We start from the raw sequence: 17,827 nt of genomic DNA on the forward strand, positions 1-17,827 counted from the left end.
CCCGTTCGCCCCGTCACCGATCAACGGCCGGCCCAGGACCAACTGAGTGGGAGCGTTCACGATGCCGAGCACGTCCTGCTGCACTATCTGCAACACGTTGGCGGACTCGGCCGACGCATACGATGACGCGGCCGCCCCGAGGACCTGAGCGAACCGGTCGTGAAACGCCGTCGCCTGCGCGGCGATGCCCTGATAGTCGTGGGCGTGGCTACCGAACAGGGCGGCGATCGCCGCCGAGACCTCATCCTGAGCCGCGGGCAGTAGCTGCGTCGTCGCGAACGCGGCCGCGTTGTTGGCAGCCCGGATCGCCGCACCGATGCCGTCCAGGTTCGCGGCCGCCGCCGCAGTCAACTCTGGACCTACGACCAAATATGACATCAGCCGGCCCCTAACGCCCGAAATTTACCCGTTGATGACGTCAAGGCAGTCGTCATCGTGGGCATACAATACGACAGAATTCAGCAATTCAGTACAAAATGCATATCTTTTCTCGACAATTTCGCGGGGGACGTCACCACAACGACCGGCATGACCTCGCAGCGGGCCTCCCCGACTAAGACGCTTCACTCCATTCGCAGCCCAACCCCTCAGCGTGGACTATGCCTCTGAGCTGGATTTTTACTGCTCTCGGACGCGTAATTCCTCTTTCATCGCTCCGCCGGTGACGGCACCGCCTCACCCGTTCGCCACCGCGCGATAGGCTCAATTAAGATCAGTTGAATTCAATATTGACCAGTAGTCATAAATTGCTGAACCGTCAATGTAAAGCCTTTGTACAATAGTGCCGTTCGACCGCCTGCGGGGAAACGCTTGTCGAAACTGGACAATATCGTCGTCATTGTCGCGCATTTTGCGAACTAGTGTCAGGACGTTTCCCGAATCGGCGAACGTCCGATGGCTTGGCCAGCCCCGCACACGGCCACCCCGGCCCCGGAGCTCCTCCGCCTACCCGGCCTGCGAGAGCCCCGACTCGTGCAGGCTCACCAGCCGCCGCGCTACGTCGACCAGTTTCGTGTGAGTTTCCTGCGACACCTTCAGCAGCATCCGGAACGCGTGCAGCCCATCGACGCCGTTGCGCTGCATCAACAGACCTTTGGCCTGCCCGATGACATCCCGGCTGTCCAACGCCCGCTGGAACCGGGCTTCGGCATTCAGCCGGGCCAGCGCAACCGACACGTGTTGGGCCAGCACCTCACCGATGAGGATCGACTCGTCGTCAAAAACGTCGGCCGCGCCGCCGTAGAGATTGAGCGCGCCCAGACTGCCGCGGTGGACGAAGAGCCGGAACGACACCAGGCTTCGCACACCGCAATGCATGGCTGCGTCGGCAAAGCGTGGCCACCGACCGTCGGTGGCCAGGTCGTCGATCCTGACCGTGCGCTGTTCCCGCATCGCGCTCAGACACGGTCCCTCGTCCAGCTCGGACTGCAGCTGATCCAAGTGCGCCACGACCCGATCGGTGGGAGCTCGTGACTCGACCCGGTCTCCTGCGATCAGAGATATCCCCGCCCAGCGTGCACCCGGCACGATCTGCACGGAACTGCGGACGATCTCCTGCACCACCGTCTCGGGGTCACCCTGACCCTCGAGCTCCACTGCCAGGTCGCCGAACAGATGCGCCAGGTCATCCGCTGAAGAAGGCGGTGTGCCCATGCCGCTCTCCCGTGTCTCAGTCCATCAACGTCGCGGCAATTGTCGCGCCGAGGTTCCAGCATGCCTCGAGGTCCGGCTTCGAGGGCTTGCCCGACACCACTACATGATCCGCCGCTTTCACCCACCCAAGACCAGCGGTGATGCTCTCGGCCGCCCGCACCGCCCCCTCGCTGCCTTCATTGCCGTGAACATAGAGGCCGAACGGCCTTCCCCGGCCGGCGTCGAGCAACTGGTAGTAGGACTCGTCGAACGCGTGCTTGAGGGCACCGCTGATGTAGCCCAGGTTCGCCGGTGTCCCGAGCAGATACCCGTCGGCCTCCAGCATCTCCACCGGCGAGACGGTCAGAGCCGGTCGCCGCACCACCTCCACACCCTCGATCTCAGGTGCGGTGGCCCCGGCCAGCACCGCCTCGAACATCTCCTGGCAGTGCGGCGACGGCGTGTGATGGACGATCAACAGCCTGCTCACCGTTGCGCCTCCAACTGAACCGCCGCCTTCATCGCTTCGCGGGCCCGACGGCGATCTCCCGCATAGTCGTAAGCTCGCGCCAGCCGGTACCAGCGGCGCCAATTTTCCGGGTCGTCCTCCAGTTCGCTACGCACGGTCTGGAACAACGCGTCGGCGGCATCGCGCTCGATGCGGCCGGAGGCCCGCCGCGGCAGGGTACTGACGTCGAGTTCCATTCCCTCGTCGGCGATGAGTCGGGCCAGCTTCTGGTGGGCGAATCCCGCGCGCAGTGTCGCGATCATCGCCCACAGTCCGAGCAACGGCATGATCAGCAGCGCCAACCCCAAGCCCACGGCGGCCGGCCGCCCGGAACCCACCATCACCAGGGCTATCCGGCCGAGCAGGACGAAGTACACCAGCATCGCCACGCAGAGGAAGGCGATCAGCAGCTGGATGCGCACGGTCTTCGTCATTGCAGGTTGAGCAGTGGCTCTATTCCAATGGTCAGTCCGGGCCGCTCCGTTATGCGGCGCACCGCGAGCAGCACGCCGGGCACGAAGGACGTGCGGTCGAGGCTGTCGTGGCGGATGGTCAGGGTCTCGCCTTCGGTGCCGAACAGCACCTCCTGATGCGCGACCAGGCCGGCCAACCGCACCGCGTGCACCGGGATGCCGTCGACGTCGGCACCACGTGCGCCGGGCAGGCTGGTGCTGGTGGCATCGGGGTTGGGCGGCAGCCCTTTTCGAGCCTCAGCGATGAGCTTGGCGGTGCGGGTCGCGGTGCCCGACGGCGCGTCGGCCTTGTGCGGGTGATGCAGTTCGATGACCTCGATCGAGTCAAAGAAGGGCGCGGCCTGCTTGGCGAAATGCATGGACAACACCGCCCCGATGGCGAAGTTCGGTGCGATCAGCACGGACGTTCCGGGCTTGTCGGCGAGCCAGGACTCTATTTGTTCGATGCGCTCGCCGGTGAATCCGGTGGTGCCCACGACGGCATGAATTCCGTTGTCGATCAAGAACTTCAGATTGTCCATCACGACGTCGGGATGGGTGAAGTCGATGACCGCCTCGGTGTCGCCGTCGGTCAGCAGGCTCAGCGCGTCGCCCTGGTCGACTTGTGCCGAGAGGGTCAGATCGTCGGCGGCCTCGACCGCCCGCACCATCGTCGCCCCGACTTTGCCTTTTGCTCCCAGTACGCCTACCCGCATGGGTCGAAGCCTACTGGGAAGGGCTTTATGCACAGTTGGGTGTTTGTCCACAGGTGGGGCTTCCGCAACGGCGAGCCCCTGCCATTCGCCAATAGAATTCGAACATGAGTGCGATAACGGCGCCGGCGGATGTGGTTGCCGCCTTCGACGCACTCGACGCCGCCGTCGCCGCACTCGGCGAACTTCACTGCGCTTCCCTGAATCCCGTGATACGCGCCCGCGCGCTCGAACGCCTCGAAACCGGCGCGCGCCGGCAAGCCGTGATCAGCCATGACATCATCCACAGCCTGGCCGGCGAGGACCCAGCCGACATCGGCGGTCCCGCCCACCAGGTCATCGCCGACTGGTGCCGCATCAGCTATGCCGAAGCGCGCCGCCGCATCCGCGACGCCGCCCAGCTCGCTCCCCGCACCACCCTCACCGGCGAACAGCTGCCTCCCGAATTACCCGCCACAGCCGAGCAATGGCGGCGGGGCATGCTCGATGCCCAGCACCTGCGGGTTATTCAGACCTTCGTGCGCGACCTGCCCGCCGACACCCCGGTCGCCGTCGTCGAGCACGCAGAACACCTGCTGGCCCAGCACGCCACCCGGCTACGCCCCGACCAACTCGACAAGGCCGCCAAACGCGCCGCCGTCCTGATCAACCCCGACGGCAAGTTCTCCGACCGCGATCGCGCCCGCCAACGCAGCTTCACCTTCAAACCTCAACGCGCCGACGGAATGAGCGAAGCCACCCTCATCGCAACCCCCGAACTCCGCGCTCAAATCGAGGCCTGGCTGGCCCACTTCGCCGCCCCCGGCATGTGCATCCCCGATAACCCGTCACCGGATGCCACCGACGAATCGGCCGCGACCGACACCCGCACCCATGGCCAGCGCCAACACGATGCCCTCAACTTTCTGCTGCGCCGCCAACTCGGCGACCCCTCCCTCGGCCAGCACAACGGGCTGCCGGTCACCGTCGTAGTCACCACCACGCTGCAGGAACTGACCGCGGCCGCCGGCCATGGCGTCACCGCCAGCGGCACCGTGATCCCGATGCGGGAACTCATCGCCATGGCCGCCCACGCCGTCCACTATCTGGCCGTTTTCGACGGACACTCCAACCGGCCCCTCTACCTCGGGCGCGCCCGCCGGATCGCCTCCCCCGACCAACGGCTGGCCCTGTTCGCCGCCGAACGGGGTTGCACCTGCCCCGGTTGCGACGTGCCCGCCGACAAATGCGAAGTCCACCACGTCAACGAGTGGTCCACCGGCGGAACCACCGACATCACCAACCTCACCCTGGCCTGCCCACCCAACCACAAACTCATCGGAAACGGCTGGGCCACAAATAAACTCCCAAACCACCGCACCGCATGGATCCCACCGGAACGCTTCGACCGCGGCGGACCCCGCACCAACAACTACCACCACCCCGAACGCCTCCTCGACGACAACGACGACGAACGGGCCGGGCCGTAGGGATGCGGCGAGACGTGGCACACCGGCGCCTCTCTAGGCTGGGATGGTCGAGAAGCCGGTGCGAGAAAGCAGAGGTGCGCGGGTGAGATCCAGCGAAATCCGGATCCGCGAGGCCAAGCCGAAGGATTACGCCAGGGTCGCGGCGATGCACTATCCGGTGTGGCGGCGGTCCTGGCAAGGAATCGTGGCCGCCCATGTCCTGGACATGATCAGCACGCCGAAAACGTGGGTCGACACGTTTTACCCGACGACGCTCAAGCGGGGCGGCTGGCAAATGCTGATGGCCGAGGCACGGGGTCAGCTGCTGGGGATGGCGCTGTTCGGGCCGGACCTCTCCAACCCCAAGCACATTCAGATCGACGCGCTCTACATCCTCGATGACAACCAACGGCACGGCATCGGCGGCATGCTGCTGAACAAGGTGCTACGCACCTACCCAGACAACGACATCATCCTGTGGGCCGCCGACAAGAACGAAAAGGCCCGCAACTTTTACGAGAAGCACGGCTTCAAACTCGACGAGCGCACCTACGTGTGGAAGCCGCTGCCCGGTGTGACTGTGCCCCACGTGGGTTACCGCCTCTACCGCTCGGCTGCCGAGGAGCCGGCCGAACAGGCGGCGGCACCGGCTCAGGCACCGGCGAGCATTCCGGCCGTGGCCTCACTGATCACGCCGGCGCCACCGCCTCCGTCAATGATCAAGCCCTACCCGATCGAGGTACCCCAGGCTCAACTCGACGATCTGCGCCATCGTCTCAGCACGGCCCGCTGGCCCACCGAGATCGCCGGAGCAGAATGGGAATACGGCACCGAACAGGCCTTTCTCAGAAACGTCATCGATCACTGGCTGCACCGCTATGACTGGCGCGCGACCGAAGCCGAAGTCAACGCCGCCGGATCGTTCGTCACCGAGGCGGCCGGGCAGCGGGTGCACTTCCTGCATGCCCGTTCAGAGCACAGCAACGCCATTCCGCTTGTCATCACGCACGGTTGGCCGGGTTCGGTGGTGGAGTTCCTCGATGTACTTCCGTTGCTGCGGAACCGGTTTCATGTGGTCCTGGTGTCGATGCCGGGTTACGGCTTCTCCGGTCCCACAAAAGAACGCGGGGTCGACGTCGCGAAAGTCGCCGCGGCCGTCGCCGACCTGATGGCCCAATTGGGATATGACCGCTTTCTCGCGCAGGGCGGTGACTGGGGTGCCCTGGTCACCCGCTATCTCGGTGAGCACTACCCGCGGCATGCCGTCGCGATCCACACCAACATGCTGTTCTCCCCGCCGGACCAGAACAACGCGCAATTGCTGGCCGATGTCAGCGAATCCGAGTGGGCGGCAATGGCGGCCGGGGTGGAACGAATCAAAGACGGCACCGCGTACATGGAAATCCAGTCCACACGGCCACATTCGCTGGGCTTCGGCCTGGACGACTCACCGCTGGGCCTCGCCGGCTGGATACTCGAGAAGTTCCACGCCTGGTGCGACATCAGGGACGGCATGCCGATCAGCACCGATCGGCTGATCGACAACCTGATGTTCTACTGGCTCACCGGCACCGCCACCTCGGCGGCGCGCCTGTATTGCGAATCCTCGCGGGCGGGTACCGGCCCACTCAGCGACTGGACCGGCCGCGTCGACGTCCCGACCGGTTACGCCGTCTATCCGGGCGAGATGCTGCAGACGCCGCGCGCATGGGCCGCAGCGCGATACAACCTGGTTCATCACACCGTTCACGACCGCGGCGGCCATTTCGCCGCGTTCGAGCAGCCCGAGGTGTTCGCTGCCGACCTGACCACCTACGCCGACGTACTGGTCGAGAAAGGTGTGTTCTAGCGGTCGATCACCAGCCGACCGCCGGCGGAGCGGGAAACGCAGATCAGCATCTCGTCGTCACCTTCGGCGGTGCGGCCACGCCGGTCCACTCGTCCGGCAAGCACTTTGACCTTGCAGGTGCCGCAGAAACCCTGCTGGCAGGAGTAGGCCGTCGTCGGCTCGCGGTCGAGCATGACCTCGAGCGCCGAGCGATTGCCCGGCACACTGAGCACCTGACGCGAACGCGCCAACTCCAGCTCGAAGGGAACTCCGTCGACGATCGGCGGCGGGCTGAACCGCTCGTAATGCAAGGGCGCGTTGGCGTGTCGATCACGGGCCACCCGCACCGCCTCCAGCATCGCGGCCGGCCCGCACACATACACCGCGGTGCTCGGACCGGCGCCGGCCAGCAGGTCCGACACCGAGGCGATCCCGCCACGTTCGTCATCGGCCCACACCGTGACCCGCTCCGGAGCCACCGCCACGACTTCGTCCAGCAGCGGCATGTATTCCCGGCTGCGACCGGCATATACCGCGCGCCAATCAACGCCTCGCTGAGCCGCGACCCGCATCATCGGCAGGATGGGCGTCACTCCGATGCCGCCGATCACGAACAACACGTCACGCTCCGACGCTCCGAGATAGAACGCGTTGCGGGGTCCTTCGAACAACAGCGTGTCGCCCACATCGAAGGCGTCGTGCATCTCGATCGACCCGCCGCCCCCGTCGGCGATGCGGCGCACCGCGATGCGGTAGTCGGTCCGGCGCCCCGGCGGTCCGCACAGCGAGTACTGCCGCCGGCGCCCCGAGGGCAGCTGCACGTCGATGTGCCCGCCCGGCGTCCAGGACGGCAGCAACCCGCCGTCCGGGTCGGCCAGCGTCAAGGCGACCACATCAGGAGCGACCAGCGCCCGTTCGATGACCCTGGCGCGGTGCGTGCGCGGCACGGGCGTCACCCGTGAAGGCTTCCACCGCGACGTCGCGGACAGACCGCCCATCACGGTACGTACGCCCCACAACATGGTGAAGAAGCGGTCGTGCGCGCGCCGGCCGTAGAGGTCGGGGGGCCTGCTCGTCCAAATACTGTCCGGCACAGTCATTCCTACTGCTGCCGGATGTCCAGACGGGCCAGCAATCGGATGGCCGACGGGCTGATGCGCCGCATCGCATATCCGAGCCGGGACTCCGGGGCGACGGGCAACACGGCGGGCCCGCTCTTGATGGACTTGACGATCGCCCTGGCGGTGGCTTCCGGAGTGTAGTTACGCCGACGGTACGTGGCATCCGCCTTCGCCCGGGCCCGCTCCTGCTGCTGGTCCGACATGCCTGCGTAGACAGTGCTTTTGGCGATGTTGGTGTTCACGAAACCCGGGCACACCGCGGTGACGGTGATGCCCTCGTCGGCGAGATCGGCGCGTAGGGCCTCGCTGAATCCCAGCACCGCCGCTTTCGTCGTGCTGTACGCCACCATCGACTTCGACGGCAGGAACGCCGCGGCCGAGGACAGGTTGATGATGGTCCCGCCCTCGCCGCGCGTCACCATCTGGGCGCCGAAGGCCCGGCTTCCGGTGATGACGCCGCGGACGTTGACCGCCATGATGTCGTCCCAGTGCCGCGGCGACGTCTCCAGGAACCGGCCGGCCATCCCGATGCCGGCGTTGTTCACCAGGATGTCCACCACGCCGTGCTCCTGATATACCTGCGCGGCAAGGTCATTCATCATGTCTTCGTCGGTGACGTCGGCCTGATAGACGGCCGCCTGCGCACCGGCCGCACGAACCGCATCGGCCGTCTCATCGGCAGCGCCCGGGTCGCGGTCGACGATCACGACCTTGGCCGCGCCGTTGCGGGCCAACTCCACCGCGGTCGCGCGACCGATGCCGGAACCCGCCCCGGTGACCAGCGCCAGCTTGCCGCCCACCTCGCGCGGGCCGCTACGCAGCTCGGATTCCGGCAAGCCGCCGAGGACCTGGTCGATCCACTCGCCGGTCAGGCGCGCGATCACGTCCGGCCTCGATGTCACGACCCAGTGCCCACCCTGGATCGGGACGACTCTGCCCGTCGGCGGAATCGCGCCGACATACCGCTGCAGGGCCGGCGTGATGAAGAGGTCTTTGCCTGGAATCAGCACCTGCACCGGAACCGTGGTCTGCGGGACCTCGGCACCCGGCGAAACCAGTGGCGCGGGCAGGTTTTCGCGATACAGGTTCAAACCATTCACGTAGTCGTCGATGGCACGCGGCGACTTGGTACGGCGGCTCAGCGTGCTCGACCGGCCGAACCGTTCCAGCCCTTCGACGACTTTGACGCCGAGCCGGGACCGGAAGAACAGCTCCGGCACCGCGGGACTCAGAAAGAACCCGACATACAACGACGAACTCGCCTGCCGGATCACGTAACTGAGTTCCCGCGGAGTGCGCGCCGAGCGCACGAACTGACCGATGTGCCGTACGTGGGGGCCGGATATCGAGGTGAAGGACGCGATTCTGGCCATCGCCGCTGGGTCGGTGACGGCCGACCACGCCTGAACAGAGCCCCAGTCATGGGCCAGCAGGTGTACCCGCTCGACGCCCAGGCTGTCGATCACGGCACCGACGTCATCGACCAACTGCTCCAAACGGTAGCCGGATCTGTCTGTTGGAGAGGATGATTCACCCGCGCCGCGCACGTCGTAGGCGACGACGTTGTAGCGGTCCGCGAGCAGTTCGGCCACCCCGTCCCAGACGTGGTGGTTGTCCGGATAGCCGTGGATGGCCAACACGGTCGGGCGCGCCGGGTCGATGTCGGTGTAGCGGCGTACGGCCAGCGTGACACCGTCAGATGCGTTGACAGCAAACATGTTTCAGTGCGAAGCCCGAGCGGCGGGCGACACCGCGAGGTAGTCGACGGCCCGCTCCAGTCCACCCAGCTCGGACGGGTGGAAACCCGGCCGATAATAGGAGCCGACCACCCCGATCAACCGCAGCGGCCCGGGCACCAGGCCGCGGCGTGCGGCCCGCAGGAAGTCGCGCCAGCGCGCCTTGGTGCCGGGCGGTACGCAGGGGTCCACCGAGAACATGAACCGCACCCCGCGAATCCACAACAGCGTGAGCACCGGCGTCACCGCCAGCTGCGCCCGGACCTGGCGCCAGTATCCGGCCCGCAGGTGCCGCATGGTGTCGAAGGCGACGGCCTTGTGCTCCACCTCTTCGGCTCCGTGCCAGCGCAGCATGTCCAGCATCACCGGGTGCGTGCCGACCGCGTCCAGCGCCGGCGAGTCCAGGATCCACTCGCCCAGCACGGCGGTGTAGTGCTCGATCGCGGAGATGAACGCAACCTGCTCCAGCAACCAGCTGTGCTGGCGGCGCACGCTGCGCTGTGGCCTCTCCCCCAGCAGTTTCCCGAACAGCCACCGCACCTGGTCGGTGAACGGCGTCAGATCGATGCCTTGGGCGTCGAAGTGGGCCAGTACTCCGGAGTGCGCCTGGGAGTGCATTGCCTCCTGGCCGATGAATCCCTGCACGTCGAGGCGCAGTTGATCGTCCTTGATCAGCGGCAGCGTCTTCTTGAATACCTCGACGAAGAACTCCTCACCCGCGGGCAGCAGCAGGTGCAGGACATTGAGGACATGGGTGGCCATCGGTTGGCCGGGCACGTAGTGAAAAGGCAGGTCCGCCCAGTCGAACGCGACGTTGCGCGCTTCGAGAACCAGACGCTCGTGGTCGGGCGAGTCCGACTGTCTGGAATGCGGGCCCACCGCCCGGTCGTCAACTGTGCTCATCACGGCCCCCTTGCCTCGAGTGGCAAGTGTACTGAAAGACCCCAAGTATGCGATACCCGCGGTACTACCTTTTCTCGGCGCGCTGCTTGAGGCGCTGCAACGTCAGTTCGATGTTCTTGGTGTTCTGGGCCTTCCGGTCGGCGACGCCGGTGATCCTGCCGGCGACTTTGCGCAGCCAACCGGGCCGCCGATCCCAGGTGCTCTCGGTGACCCGGCAGCCACCGTCGGCCGCGGCGATGTCGTACTGCCAGCGGGCGATCGGAAGTGCCGCTGAGCGCACGTCGAAGGCGAAGACCCGGCCCGGCACGGCGTCGGTGACCGTGCATTTGGTGGTCCAGCTTTTGCTGCCGTTCTCGTTGTGGCCGACGAACACCGCGCCCTTGGTCACCGCGTCACCCTTGCGCAACTCCATCGACACCGCCTCTTCGGCCAGCGCGGCCAGCGTGGGCAGGTCGGTGATCAGGCCGTACACCGCCTCGGGACTGGCGTCGATCTGGACTGTGGCGGTCGCGGATGGCTCACTCATCGGCCGATCATAGCCAGGACCGCGCCGGCTGGATCCCTGACGTTTGAGTTGGCTTGGAAGATCGCATGGGACGTGCGGGCGTGCCGAAGTTTCTACACACTAGAGGTCATGCGCATCGGCATTCCGACCGAGACCAAGAACAACGAATTCCGGGTGGCCATCACCCCGGCCGGAGTCGCCGAACTGGCTCAGCACGGTCATGAAGTGCTGGTGCAGGCCGGCGCCGGCGAGGGTTCGGCGATCACCGATGCCGAGTTCAAGTCGGCCGGTGCCGCGCTGGCCGACACCGCCGCACAGGCGTGGGCCGCCGAGTTGGTGCTGAAGGTCAAGGAACCGATGCCCGCCGAGTACGGCTACCTGCGGTCCGGGCAGACCCTGTTCACCTATCTGCACCTGGCCGCCTCACGATCGTGCACCGACGCGCTACTCGCCTCCGGCGCCACGTCGATCGCCTACGAGACGGTCCAGACCGCCGACGGCGGCCTGCCGCTGCTGGCTCCGATGAGTGACGTGGCCGGCCGCCTCTCCGCGCAGGTCGGCGCCTATCACCTGATGCGGACCCAGGGCGGACGCGGCGCACTGATGGGTGGGGTGCCCGGCGTCAAACCCGCCGACGTCGTGGTGATCGGCGGCGGCACCGCCGGTTACAACGCCGCCCGCATCGCCAGCGGCATGGGCGCATCCGTCATGGTGCTGGACGTCAACCTCAACAAGCTCCGGCTGCTGGACGCGGAGTTCGCCGGCCGCATCGGCACCCGCTATTCGTCGGCCTACGAGTTGGAGGGCGCCGTCCTACGGGCCGACCTGGTCATCGGCGCGGTCCTCGTCCCGGGCGCGAAGGCACCCAGCCTCATTCCGAATTCTCTTGTGGCACAGATGAAGCCAGGGGCGGTGCTGGTGGACATCTCCATCGACCAGGGCGGCTGCTTCGAGGACTCCCGGCCGACCACCCACGACGAACCGACGTTCGCGGTGCACGACACCCTGTTCTACTGCGTGGCCAATATGCCGAGCGCGGTACCCAAGACCTCGACCTACGCGCTGACCATCGCCACCATGCCGTATGTGCGCAAGCTGGCCGATCGGGGCTGGCGGGCGGCGTGCCGTTCGGATCCGGCTCTCGCCAAAGGTCTTTCGACACACGCCGGCGCACTGCTGGCCGACCACGTGGCCGAGGACCTCGGCCTGCCGTTCACCGACCCGGCCGGCGTGCTGGCGGGTTAGCCAACCGGTCAGCGGATATAAGGCGCCAGGGCGGTGACGATGTCGGCCGCCGGCCCGCTGCGGGCTTCCCGGTAGGCCTCGCCCGCCCACAGGTTCGTGCCGTGTGGGTCCTCCATCTCGATCGCGGCCGCCCGGATCGGCTTGGTCATCTGGTTGACTTCCGGATACCCAAGGGGCGCAACGTGATCCAGCAGGCGGGTGAAGTTGTTGGCCAGCCCACGCGCGTAGCGGCCGGAGAACGCCCGGGTGACCACGGTCGAGTCGAACTCCGGGTTCTTCAACGCGACCCGGTAAGCCGAGTGCGTGCCGGCCTCGTCGGAAAGCAACAGCGCGGTACCCACCTGCGCTGCCACCGCTCCGCGGCGCAGCACCGCCGCAATCTGTTCGACGGTGCCCAACCCGCCGGCCGCGATCAGCGGCACATCGTGCGCGCTGCCGATCCGGTCCAGCAACTGGTGCAGCGACTCCGAGCCGGGCTCCATGTCCGGTGCGAACGTCCCACGGTGCCCACCGGCGGCGGGCCCCTGTACCACCAGGTTGTCCGCACCCGCCGCGATGGCGATCCCGGCCTCATAGGCCGACGTCACCGTGACCGACACCAGCAGCCCCTGCGCGCTCAGCATCCTGATCACATCCGGCGGCGGAGCCCCGAAGGTGAAGGACACCATCTCCGGGCGCACATCGGCGACGACCTCGAGCTTGCGTCGCCAGTCGTCGTCGTCGCCGTGCACCGGGTGACCCACTTCGACCCGGTAGTGGTCGGCGACCTCTTCGAGGTCCTCCGCGTAGTACTCCAGCTGCACCCAGTCGGCGACGCTGGGCTGAGGCACGAACAGGTTGACCCCGATCGGTCCGGTGGTGGCGGCCCGCGCCTTCGCGATGTCATCGGCAAACTGCTCGGCGCTCAGGTAGCCGCCGGCAACCATGCCCAGTCCGCCGGCGTTGGACACCGCCGCGGCCAGCGCCGGCGTGCCCGGGCCGCCGGCCATCGGCGCACCCACGATGGGCGCGGCAATGTCCCAGAAACCCAAAACCATCGGGTTAACTTACCATCGCTCGAAGTTGTTGGGGCAGCGATCGTTTCGCGCTGTACGGGCCGAGAACGGCGGCGCCGTAGCGCTTGTTCAGCAGGCGCCGGGCCACCGCGTTGACCTCGTCGAGGGTCACCCGCTCGATCTGACGCAGGGTGTGCTCGATGGTGCGGTGGGTGCCGTAGTTCAGTTCGCTGCGCCCGATCCTGCTCATCCGGGAGCCGGAATCCTCCAGACCCAGCACCAGCCCGCCACGTAGCGACCCCTTGGCGATCCGGCATTCGTCCTCGGTGATGCCATCGCGGGCCACCGACTCCAGCACCGCGGTGGTGATCTTCATGACGTCGGCAAAGCGTTCGGGCAGGCACGCCGCGTACACCGACATCGCGCCGCTGTCGGCGAAGATGTCCAGCGAGGAGTAAACCGAGTACGCCAGCCCCCGTGCCTCGCGGATCTCCTGGAACAACCGCGAACTCAGCCCCCCGCCCAGCGCAGTGTGCAGCACCGACATCGCCCAGCGGTGCTCCCAGCCGCGCCCCGGAGTGCGCACACCCAGCGAGACATGCGTCTGCTCGGCATCTCGATTGACCAGCACCAGACCCGGGTCGCCGGTCACCCGGCCCGCACCCTTTCGCGGCGCCACCGGGCGACGCCCGCGAACCAGGCGGGCCGCGAAGTGCTCGCGCGTCAGCCCGACCACCTCGTCGTGGTCGACGTTGCCGGCCACCGCCACGACCATCCGCTCCGGCGTGTACCGGCGCAGATGGAACGAGTGCAGCTGGGACCGCGACATCGCCGACACCGATTGCACGCTGCCGATCACCGGGCGGCCCACCGGGTGGTCGCCGAACATCGCCGTCATGAACATGTCGGCCAGCGCGTCCTCGGGGTCGTCGTCGCGCATCGCGATCTCCTCGAGGACCACGTCGCGTTCCAGTTCGACGTCGTCGACGGCGCACCGGCCGTTGAGCACCACATCGGCGACCAGATCCAGGGCCAGCGCCAGGTCGGTGTCCAGCACATGCGCGTAGTAGCAGGTGTGTTCCTTGGAGGTGAAGGCGTTGAGCTCACCGCCGACGGCGTCCATCGCCTGCGCGATGTCTACCGCCGTTCGAGTCGGGGTCGACTTGAACAACAGATGCTCGAGGAAGTGCGCCGCACCGGCCACCGTGGTGCCCTCGTCGCGGGATCCCACCCCGACCCAGACACCGACGGATGCCGAACGCACCGCGGGCAGGTATTCGGTGACGACCCGCAGACCACCGGGCAGCGTGGTGCGACGCACGCCCTCCTTATACGGGGCCAGGGCGCCCCCGGTGTCAGCTGCTGACCGTCGCGGCATCGGCTGCTGGCGCTGCTCCGGGGTCGGCGGGGGCGGCACCCGAGCTGTCGTCGTCCGTCAGGACCAACGAGATCTTGCCCCGCTTGTCGATGTCGGCGATCTCCACGCGCAGCTTGTCGCCGACGTTGACCACGTCCTCGACCTTCGCGATGCGCTTGCCCTTGCCCAGCTTGGAGATGTGGACCAGGCCGTCCCGGCCCGGCAGCAGTGACACGAACGCACCGAAATCGGTCGTCTTGACCACGGTTCCGAGGAACCGCTCCCCGACCGTCGGCAGCTGCGGGTTCGCGATCGCGTTGATGCGGTCGATCGCGGCCTGCGCGGACGGACCGTCGGTGGCGCCGACGAACACGGTGCCGTCGTCCTCGATGGAGATCTGCGCGCCGGTTTCCTCGGTGATCGCGTTGATGACCTTGCCCTTGGGCCCGATGACCTCGCCGATCTTGTCCACCGGCACCTTGATGGTGGTGACCCGGGGGGCGTACGGGCTCATCTCGTCGGGCCGGTCGATGGCCTCGGCCATCACCTCGAGAATGGTCAGCCGGGCGTCTTTGGCCTGCGCGAGAGCGCTGGCCAGCACCTTCGAGGGAATCCCGTCGAGCTTGGTGTCCAGCTGCAGGGCGGTGACGATGTCCTTGGTGCCGGCGCACTTGAAGTCCATGTCGCCGAACGCGTCCTCGGCGCCGAGGATGTCCGTCAGGGTGACGTAGCGGGTTTCGCCGTCCACATCGTCGGAGACCAGGCCCATCGCAATACCCGCCACCGGCGCCTTGAGCGGCACCCCGGCGTTGAGCAGCGCCAGCGTCGACGCACACACCGAGCCCATCGACGTCGAACCGTTGGAGCCCAGAGCTTCCGACACCTGCCGGATCGCGTACGGGAACTCCTCGACGCTGGGCAGCACCGGAATCAGGGCCCGCTCGGCCAGGGCACCATGCCCGATCTCACGCCGCTTGGGCGAGCCGACCCGGCCGGTCTCGCCGGTGGAGAACGGCGGGAAGTTGTAGTGGTGCATGTAGCGCTTGGACGTCTCGGGTCCGAGCGAGTCGATCTGCTGGGCCATCTTGACCATGTCCAGGGTGGTCACACCCAGGATCTGGGTCTCGCCGCGCTCGAACAGCGCGCTGCCGTGTGCCCGCGGCACCACGGAAACCTCGGCCGACAACGCGCGGATGTCGGTGGTGCCACGGCCGTCGATGCGGAAGTGGTCGGTGAGGATGCGCTGGCGGACCAGCTTCTTGGTCAGCGACCGGAACGCGGCGCCGATCTCCTTCTCGCGGCCCTCGTAGGTGCCAGCCAGCCGCTCGACGACCTGGGTCTTGATCTCGTCGGTCCGCTTGTCGCGCTCGGCCTTGCCGCCGATGGACAGCGCCTCGGTCAGCTCGTCGGTGGCCACCGACGCCACCGAGTAGTAAACGTCGTCCTCGTAATCGGGGAACGTCGGGTACTCGCGCGTGTCTTTCGCGGCCGCGTCAGCCAGCTCCTGCTGCGCGGTGCACAGCGCGGCGATGAACGGCTTTGCCGCCTCCAGGCCCTCGGCGACGACGGTCTCGGTCGGCGCCTGGGCGCCGCCCTCGACGAGCTCGATGACCTTGTCGGTGGCTTCGGCCTCGACCATCATGATCGCGACATCACCGTCGACCTTTCGGCCCGCGACGACCATGTCGAACACTGCCCGCTCGAGCTGCTCGACGGTGGGGAACGCGACCCAGGTGCCGTCGATCAGCGCCACCCGGACGGCACCGACCGGCCCGGAGAACGGCAGGCCGGAGATCTGGGTGGACGCCGACGCGGCGTTGATCGCCACGACGTCGTACAGGTCGTTGGGGTCCAGGCTCAGGACCGTCACGACGACCTGGATCTCGTTGCGCAGGCCGTCGACGAAGGACGGGCGCAGCGGCCGGTCGATCAGCCGGCAGGTCAGAATCGCGTCGGTGGAGGGCCGGCCCTCCCGACGGAAGAACGATCCCGGGATGCGGCCCGCGGCGTACATCCGCTCTTCGACATCGATGGTCAGCGGGAAGAAGTCGAAATGCTCCTTCGGGCTCTTGCTGGCGGTGGTCGCCGACAGCAGCATGTTCTCTTCGTCTAGGTAGGCGACCACCGAGCCGGCGGCCTGTAATGCGAGGCGTCCGGTCTCGAACCGGATGGTGCGGGTGCCGAAGCTCCCGTTGTCGATGGTGGCGGTGGACTCGAAGACGCCTTCTTCGATTTCAGTCGCAGACATAACGTCAGTGCGGCCTCTCTGGTTATTCAGCTGTTTCGCGGGTGCATGCGCGAGCAAACCAGGGAGCAGTGTCTGAATACGGCTACGGCCATCGATCGAAGCTGCCGACCTGCCCCAGATCCTGGGAGCCCGGCAGCCACTACCGAAGACCGCCCGATACAGAGCTGCTTCCCGTGACTCGCATGGCGACTCGCTGGAACGATGCGCGCGGAAGTGCGCGAACCGCACCAAGGTGCTCGGGCCGGAACCGGCCCAGAACGTCCTCACTCTACACCGGCTAACTCCCGGTAATGATCAAACCCGGTGCTCCGTACGCCCGACCTCTAGTTCCGGGGTGCGCCGCTGATGTCCTCGACGCACACGGCGAACCGCCGCTGGGCGTAGGTGTAGCCCAGACCGCTCGCGCACTGATCCACCGAGACCGGTGTGTCGAGGTCTTTGAGGATCTGGGTGGCCCGCTGACGGTTGGGCACCGACGCGTCGTTGCAGTCGACACGGTACGGATCGGCGATGTGGTGTGGATCCACACTCATGCAGCCACCGATCACCCAGTCGACGTCCAGGCACACGGTGTTGTCCGAGCCGCTGATCGCATTGTGCGTCGAGTACGACGAATCGACGTCAGACGGGCACTGGGCCCGGTCCTTCACGACGGCGACGACCTTGAAGTTGGACTCCGGGCTTGCGCACGACGCCTTGACGGCCTCCGGCTGGGCGGCCGTGCCACCAAGCTTGAGACAGTCCCCCACTGTGAATTCGCTGAGGTCGGAGCCACTTTTCCCCGCCGAACACCCGGTCACTGCGCCGATGATGCCGGCCGCGACGGCGGCCGCTATGACGGCGCCTGACGCGCCACGGGTCAGCGGCGCAGACCCAGCCGCTCGATCAGCGAACGGTAGCGCTCCACGTCGACCTGGGTCAGGTACTTGACCAGCCGCTTGCGGCGTCCGACCAGCAGCAGCAGGCCGCGTCGGGAGTGGTGGTCGTGCTTGTGAACCTTCAGGTGCTCGGTGAGGTCGGCGATGCGCTTGGTCAGCATCGCGATCTGCGCCTCCGGCGACCCGGTGTCGGTCTCGTGCAGACCGTAGGACTTCAGAATCTCTTTTTTCTGCTCGGCAGTAAGCGCCACGAAATTA

General features: G+C 66.9%; 17 protein-coding genes. 3 read left to right on the forward strand and 14 right to left on the reverse strand.

Going from position 1 to position 17,827, the window contains the following annotated elements:
• The 5 genes from AO501_RS28280 to dapB all read right to left on the reverse strand — a co-directional run.
• A partial coding sequence (locus tag AO501_RS28280; RefSeq protein WP_156452834.1) for a PE family protein occupies nt 1-378 on the reverse strand: 378 nt, incomplete at its 3' end.
• A 567-nt stretch (nt 379-945) separates the two neighbouring features.
• Entirely contained in the window at nt 946-1,653 is a 708-nt protein-coding gene (locus AO501_RS28285) for a GAF and ANTAR domain-containing protein (RefSeq protein WP_055580886.1), read from the reverse strand.
• Between the two features lie 16 nt (nt 1,654-1,669).
• Nucleotides 1,670-2,122: a flavodoxin family protein gene (locus AO501_RS28290; RefSeq protein ID WP_197419965.1), complete on the reverse strand. Its 453-nt coding sequence runs from the start codon at nt 2,120-2,122 to the stop codon at nt 1,670-1,672.
• Nucleotides 2,119-2,574, reverse strand: coding sequence for a hypothetical protein (locus AO501_RS28295; RefSeq protein WP_055580887.1), 456 nt, complete (start codon nt 2,572-2,574; stop codon nt 2,119-2,121). The genes AO501_RS28290 and AO501_RS28295 overlap by 4 nt, the downstream gene beginning before the upstream one ends.
• Nucleotides 2,571-3,308 carry a 4-hydroxy-tetrahydrodipicolinate reductase gene (dapB, locus tag AO501_RS28300; protein ID WP_055580888.1) on the reverse strand — a complete coding sequence of 246 codons (738 nt, stop codon included), beginning with the start codon at nt 3,306-3,308 and terminating at the stop codon, nt 2,571-2,573. The genes AO501_RS28295 and dapB overlap by 4 nt, the downstream gene beginning before the upstream one ends.
• Before the next feature lie 104 nt (nt 3,309-3,412).
• Between dapB and AO501_RS28305 the strand changes: the two genes are divergently transcribed.
• Complete coding sequence (locus AO501_RS28305; RefSeq protein ID WP_055580889.1) at nt 3,413-4,774, forward strand: HNH endonuclease signature motif containing protein; 1,362 nt, start codon at nt 3,413-3,415, stop codon at nt 4,772-4,774.
• Nucleotides 4,775-4,856: 82 nt separating this feature from the next.
• Nucleotides 4,857-6,602, forward strand: a complete 1,746-nt coding sequence (locus AO501_RS36445) for an alpha/beta fold hydrolase (RefSeq protein ID WP_197419966.1) — start codon at nt 4,857-4,859, stop codon at nt 6,600-6,602.
• On the opposite strand, the gene AO501_RS28315 is transcribed toward AO501_RS36445, so the two are convergent.
• The 4 genes from AO501_RS28315 to AO501_RS28330 all read right to left on the reverse strand — a co-directional run bounded on the left by AO501_RS28315 (nt 6,599) and on the right by AO501_RS28330 (nt 10,867).
• Nucleotides 6,599-7,681 carry a PDR/VanB family oxidoreductase gene (locus AO501_RS28315; protein WP_055580890.1) on the reverse strand — a complete coding sequence of 361 codons (1,083 nt, stop codon included), beginning with the start codon at nt 7,679-7,681 and terminating at the stop codon, nt 6,599-6,601. The genes AO501_RS36445 and AO501_RS28315 overlap by 4 nt on opposite strands.
• 2 nt (nt 7,682-7,683) lie before the next feature.
• Complete coding sequence (locus AO501_RS28320; protein WP_055580891.1) at nt 7,684-9,420, reverse strand: SDR family oxidoreductase; 1,737 nt, start codon at nt 9,418-9,420, stop codon at nt 7,684-7,686.
• A gap of 3 nt (nt 9,421-9,423) precedes the next feature.
• Complete coding sequence (locus tag AO501_RS28325; protein WP_055580892.1) at nt 9,424-10,341, reverse strand: metal-dependent hydrolase; 918 nt, start codon at nt 10,339-10,341, stop codon at nt 9,424-9,426.
• A gap of 64 nt (nt 10,342-10,405) precedes the next feature.
• Entirely contained in the window at nt 10,406-10,867 is a 462-nt protein-coding gene (locus AO501_RS28330; RefSeq protein ID WP_055580893.1) for an SRPBCC family protein, read from the reverse strand.
• Nucleotides 10,868-10,975: 108 nt separating this feature from the next.
• Here AO501_RS28330 and ald point away from each other — a divergent pair, with 108 nt between their 5' ends.
• Nucleotides 10,976-12,091, forward strand: a complete 1,116-nt coding sequence (gene ald, locus AO501_RS28335) for an alanine dehydrogenase (protein ID WP_055580894.1) — start codon at nt 10,976-10,978, stop codon at nt 12,089-12,091.
• An 8-nt stretch (nt 12,092-12,099) separates the two neighbouring features.
• On the opposite strand, the gene AO501_RS28340 is transcribed toward ald, so the two are convergent.
• From AO501_RS28340 to rpsO, 5 genes are all read right to left on the reverse strand, one after another.
• The gene (locus AO501_RS28340; protein ID WP_055580895.1) at nt 12,100-13,128 is read right to left on the reverse strand and encodes a nitronate monooxygenase; all 1,029 of its coding nucleotides are present in this window, start codon (nt 13,126-13,128) and stop codon (nt 12,100-12,102) included.
• A 4-nt stretch (nt 13,129-13,132) separates the two neighbouring features.
• A complete protein-coding gene (locus AO501_RS28345; RefSeq protein WP_055580915.1) occupies nt 13,133-14,464 on the reverse strand; it encodes a M16 family metallopeptidase in 1,332 nt (443 codons plus the stop codon).
• Nucleotides 14,442-16,691, reverse strand: coding sequence for a polyribonucleotide nucleotidyltransferase (locus AO501_RS28350; RefSeq protein WP_055580896.1), 2,250 nt, complete (start codon nt 16,689-16,691; stop codon nt 14,442-14,444). Before AO501_RS28350 ends, AO501_RS28345 begins: the two co-directional genes overlap by 23 nt.
• A gap of 323 nt (nt 16,692-17,014) precedes the next feature.
• Complete coding sequence (lppU, locus tag AO501_RS28355) at nt 17,015-17,527, reverse strand: LppU family putative lipoprotein (protein ID WP_419775688.1); 513 nt, start codon at nt 17,525-17,527, stop codon at nt 17,015-17,017.
• Between the two features lie 23 nt (nt 17,528-17,550).
• Nucleotides 17,551-17,820 (reverse strand): 30S ribosomal protein S15, encoded by a 270-nt coding sequence (gene rpsO, locus AO501_RS28360; RefSeq protein WP_055580898.1) that lies wholly within the window; start codon nt 17,818-17,820, stop codon nt 17,551-17,553.
• Between the last annotated feature and the right edge of the window lie 7 nt (nt 17,821-17,827).

Origin of the sequence: Mycobacterium gordonae (genome assembly GCF_001417955.2) — a bacterium.
Classification (GTDB): domain Bacteria; phylum Actinomycetota; class Actinomycetes; order Mycobacteriales; family Mycobacteriaceae; genus Mycobacterium; species Mycobacterium gordonae_B.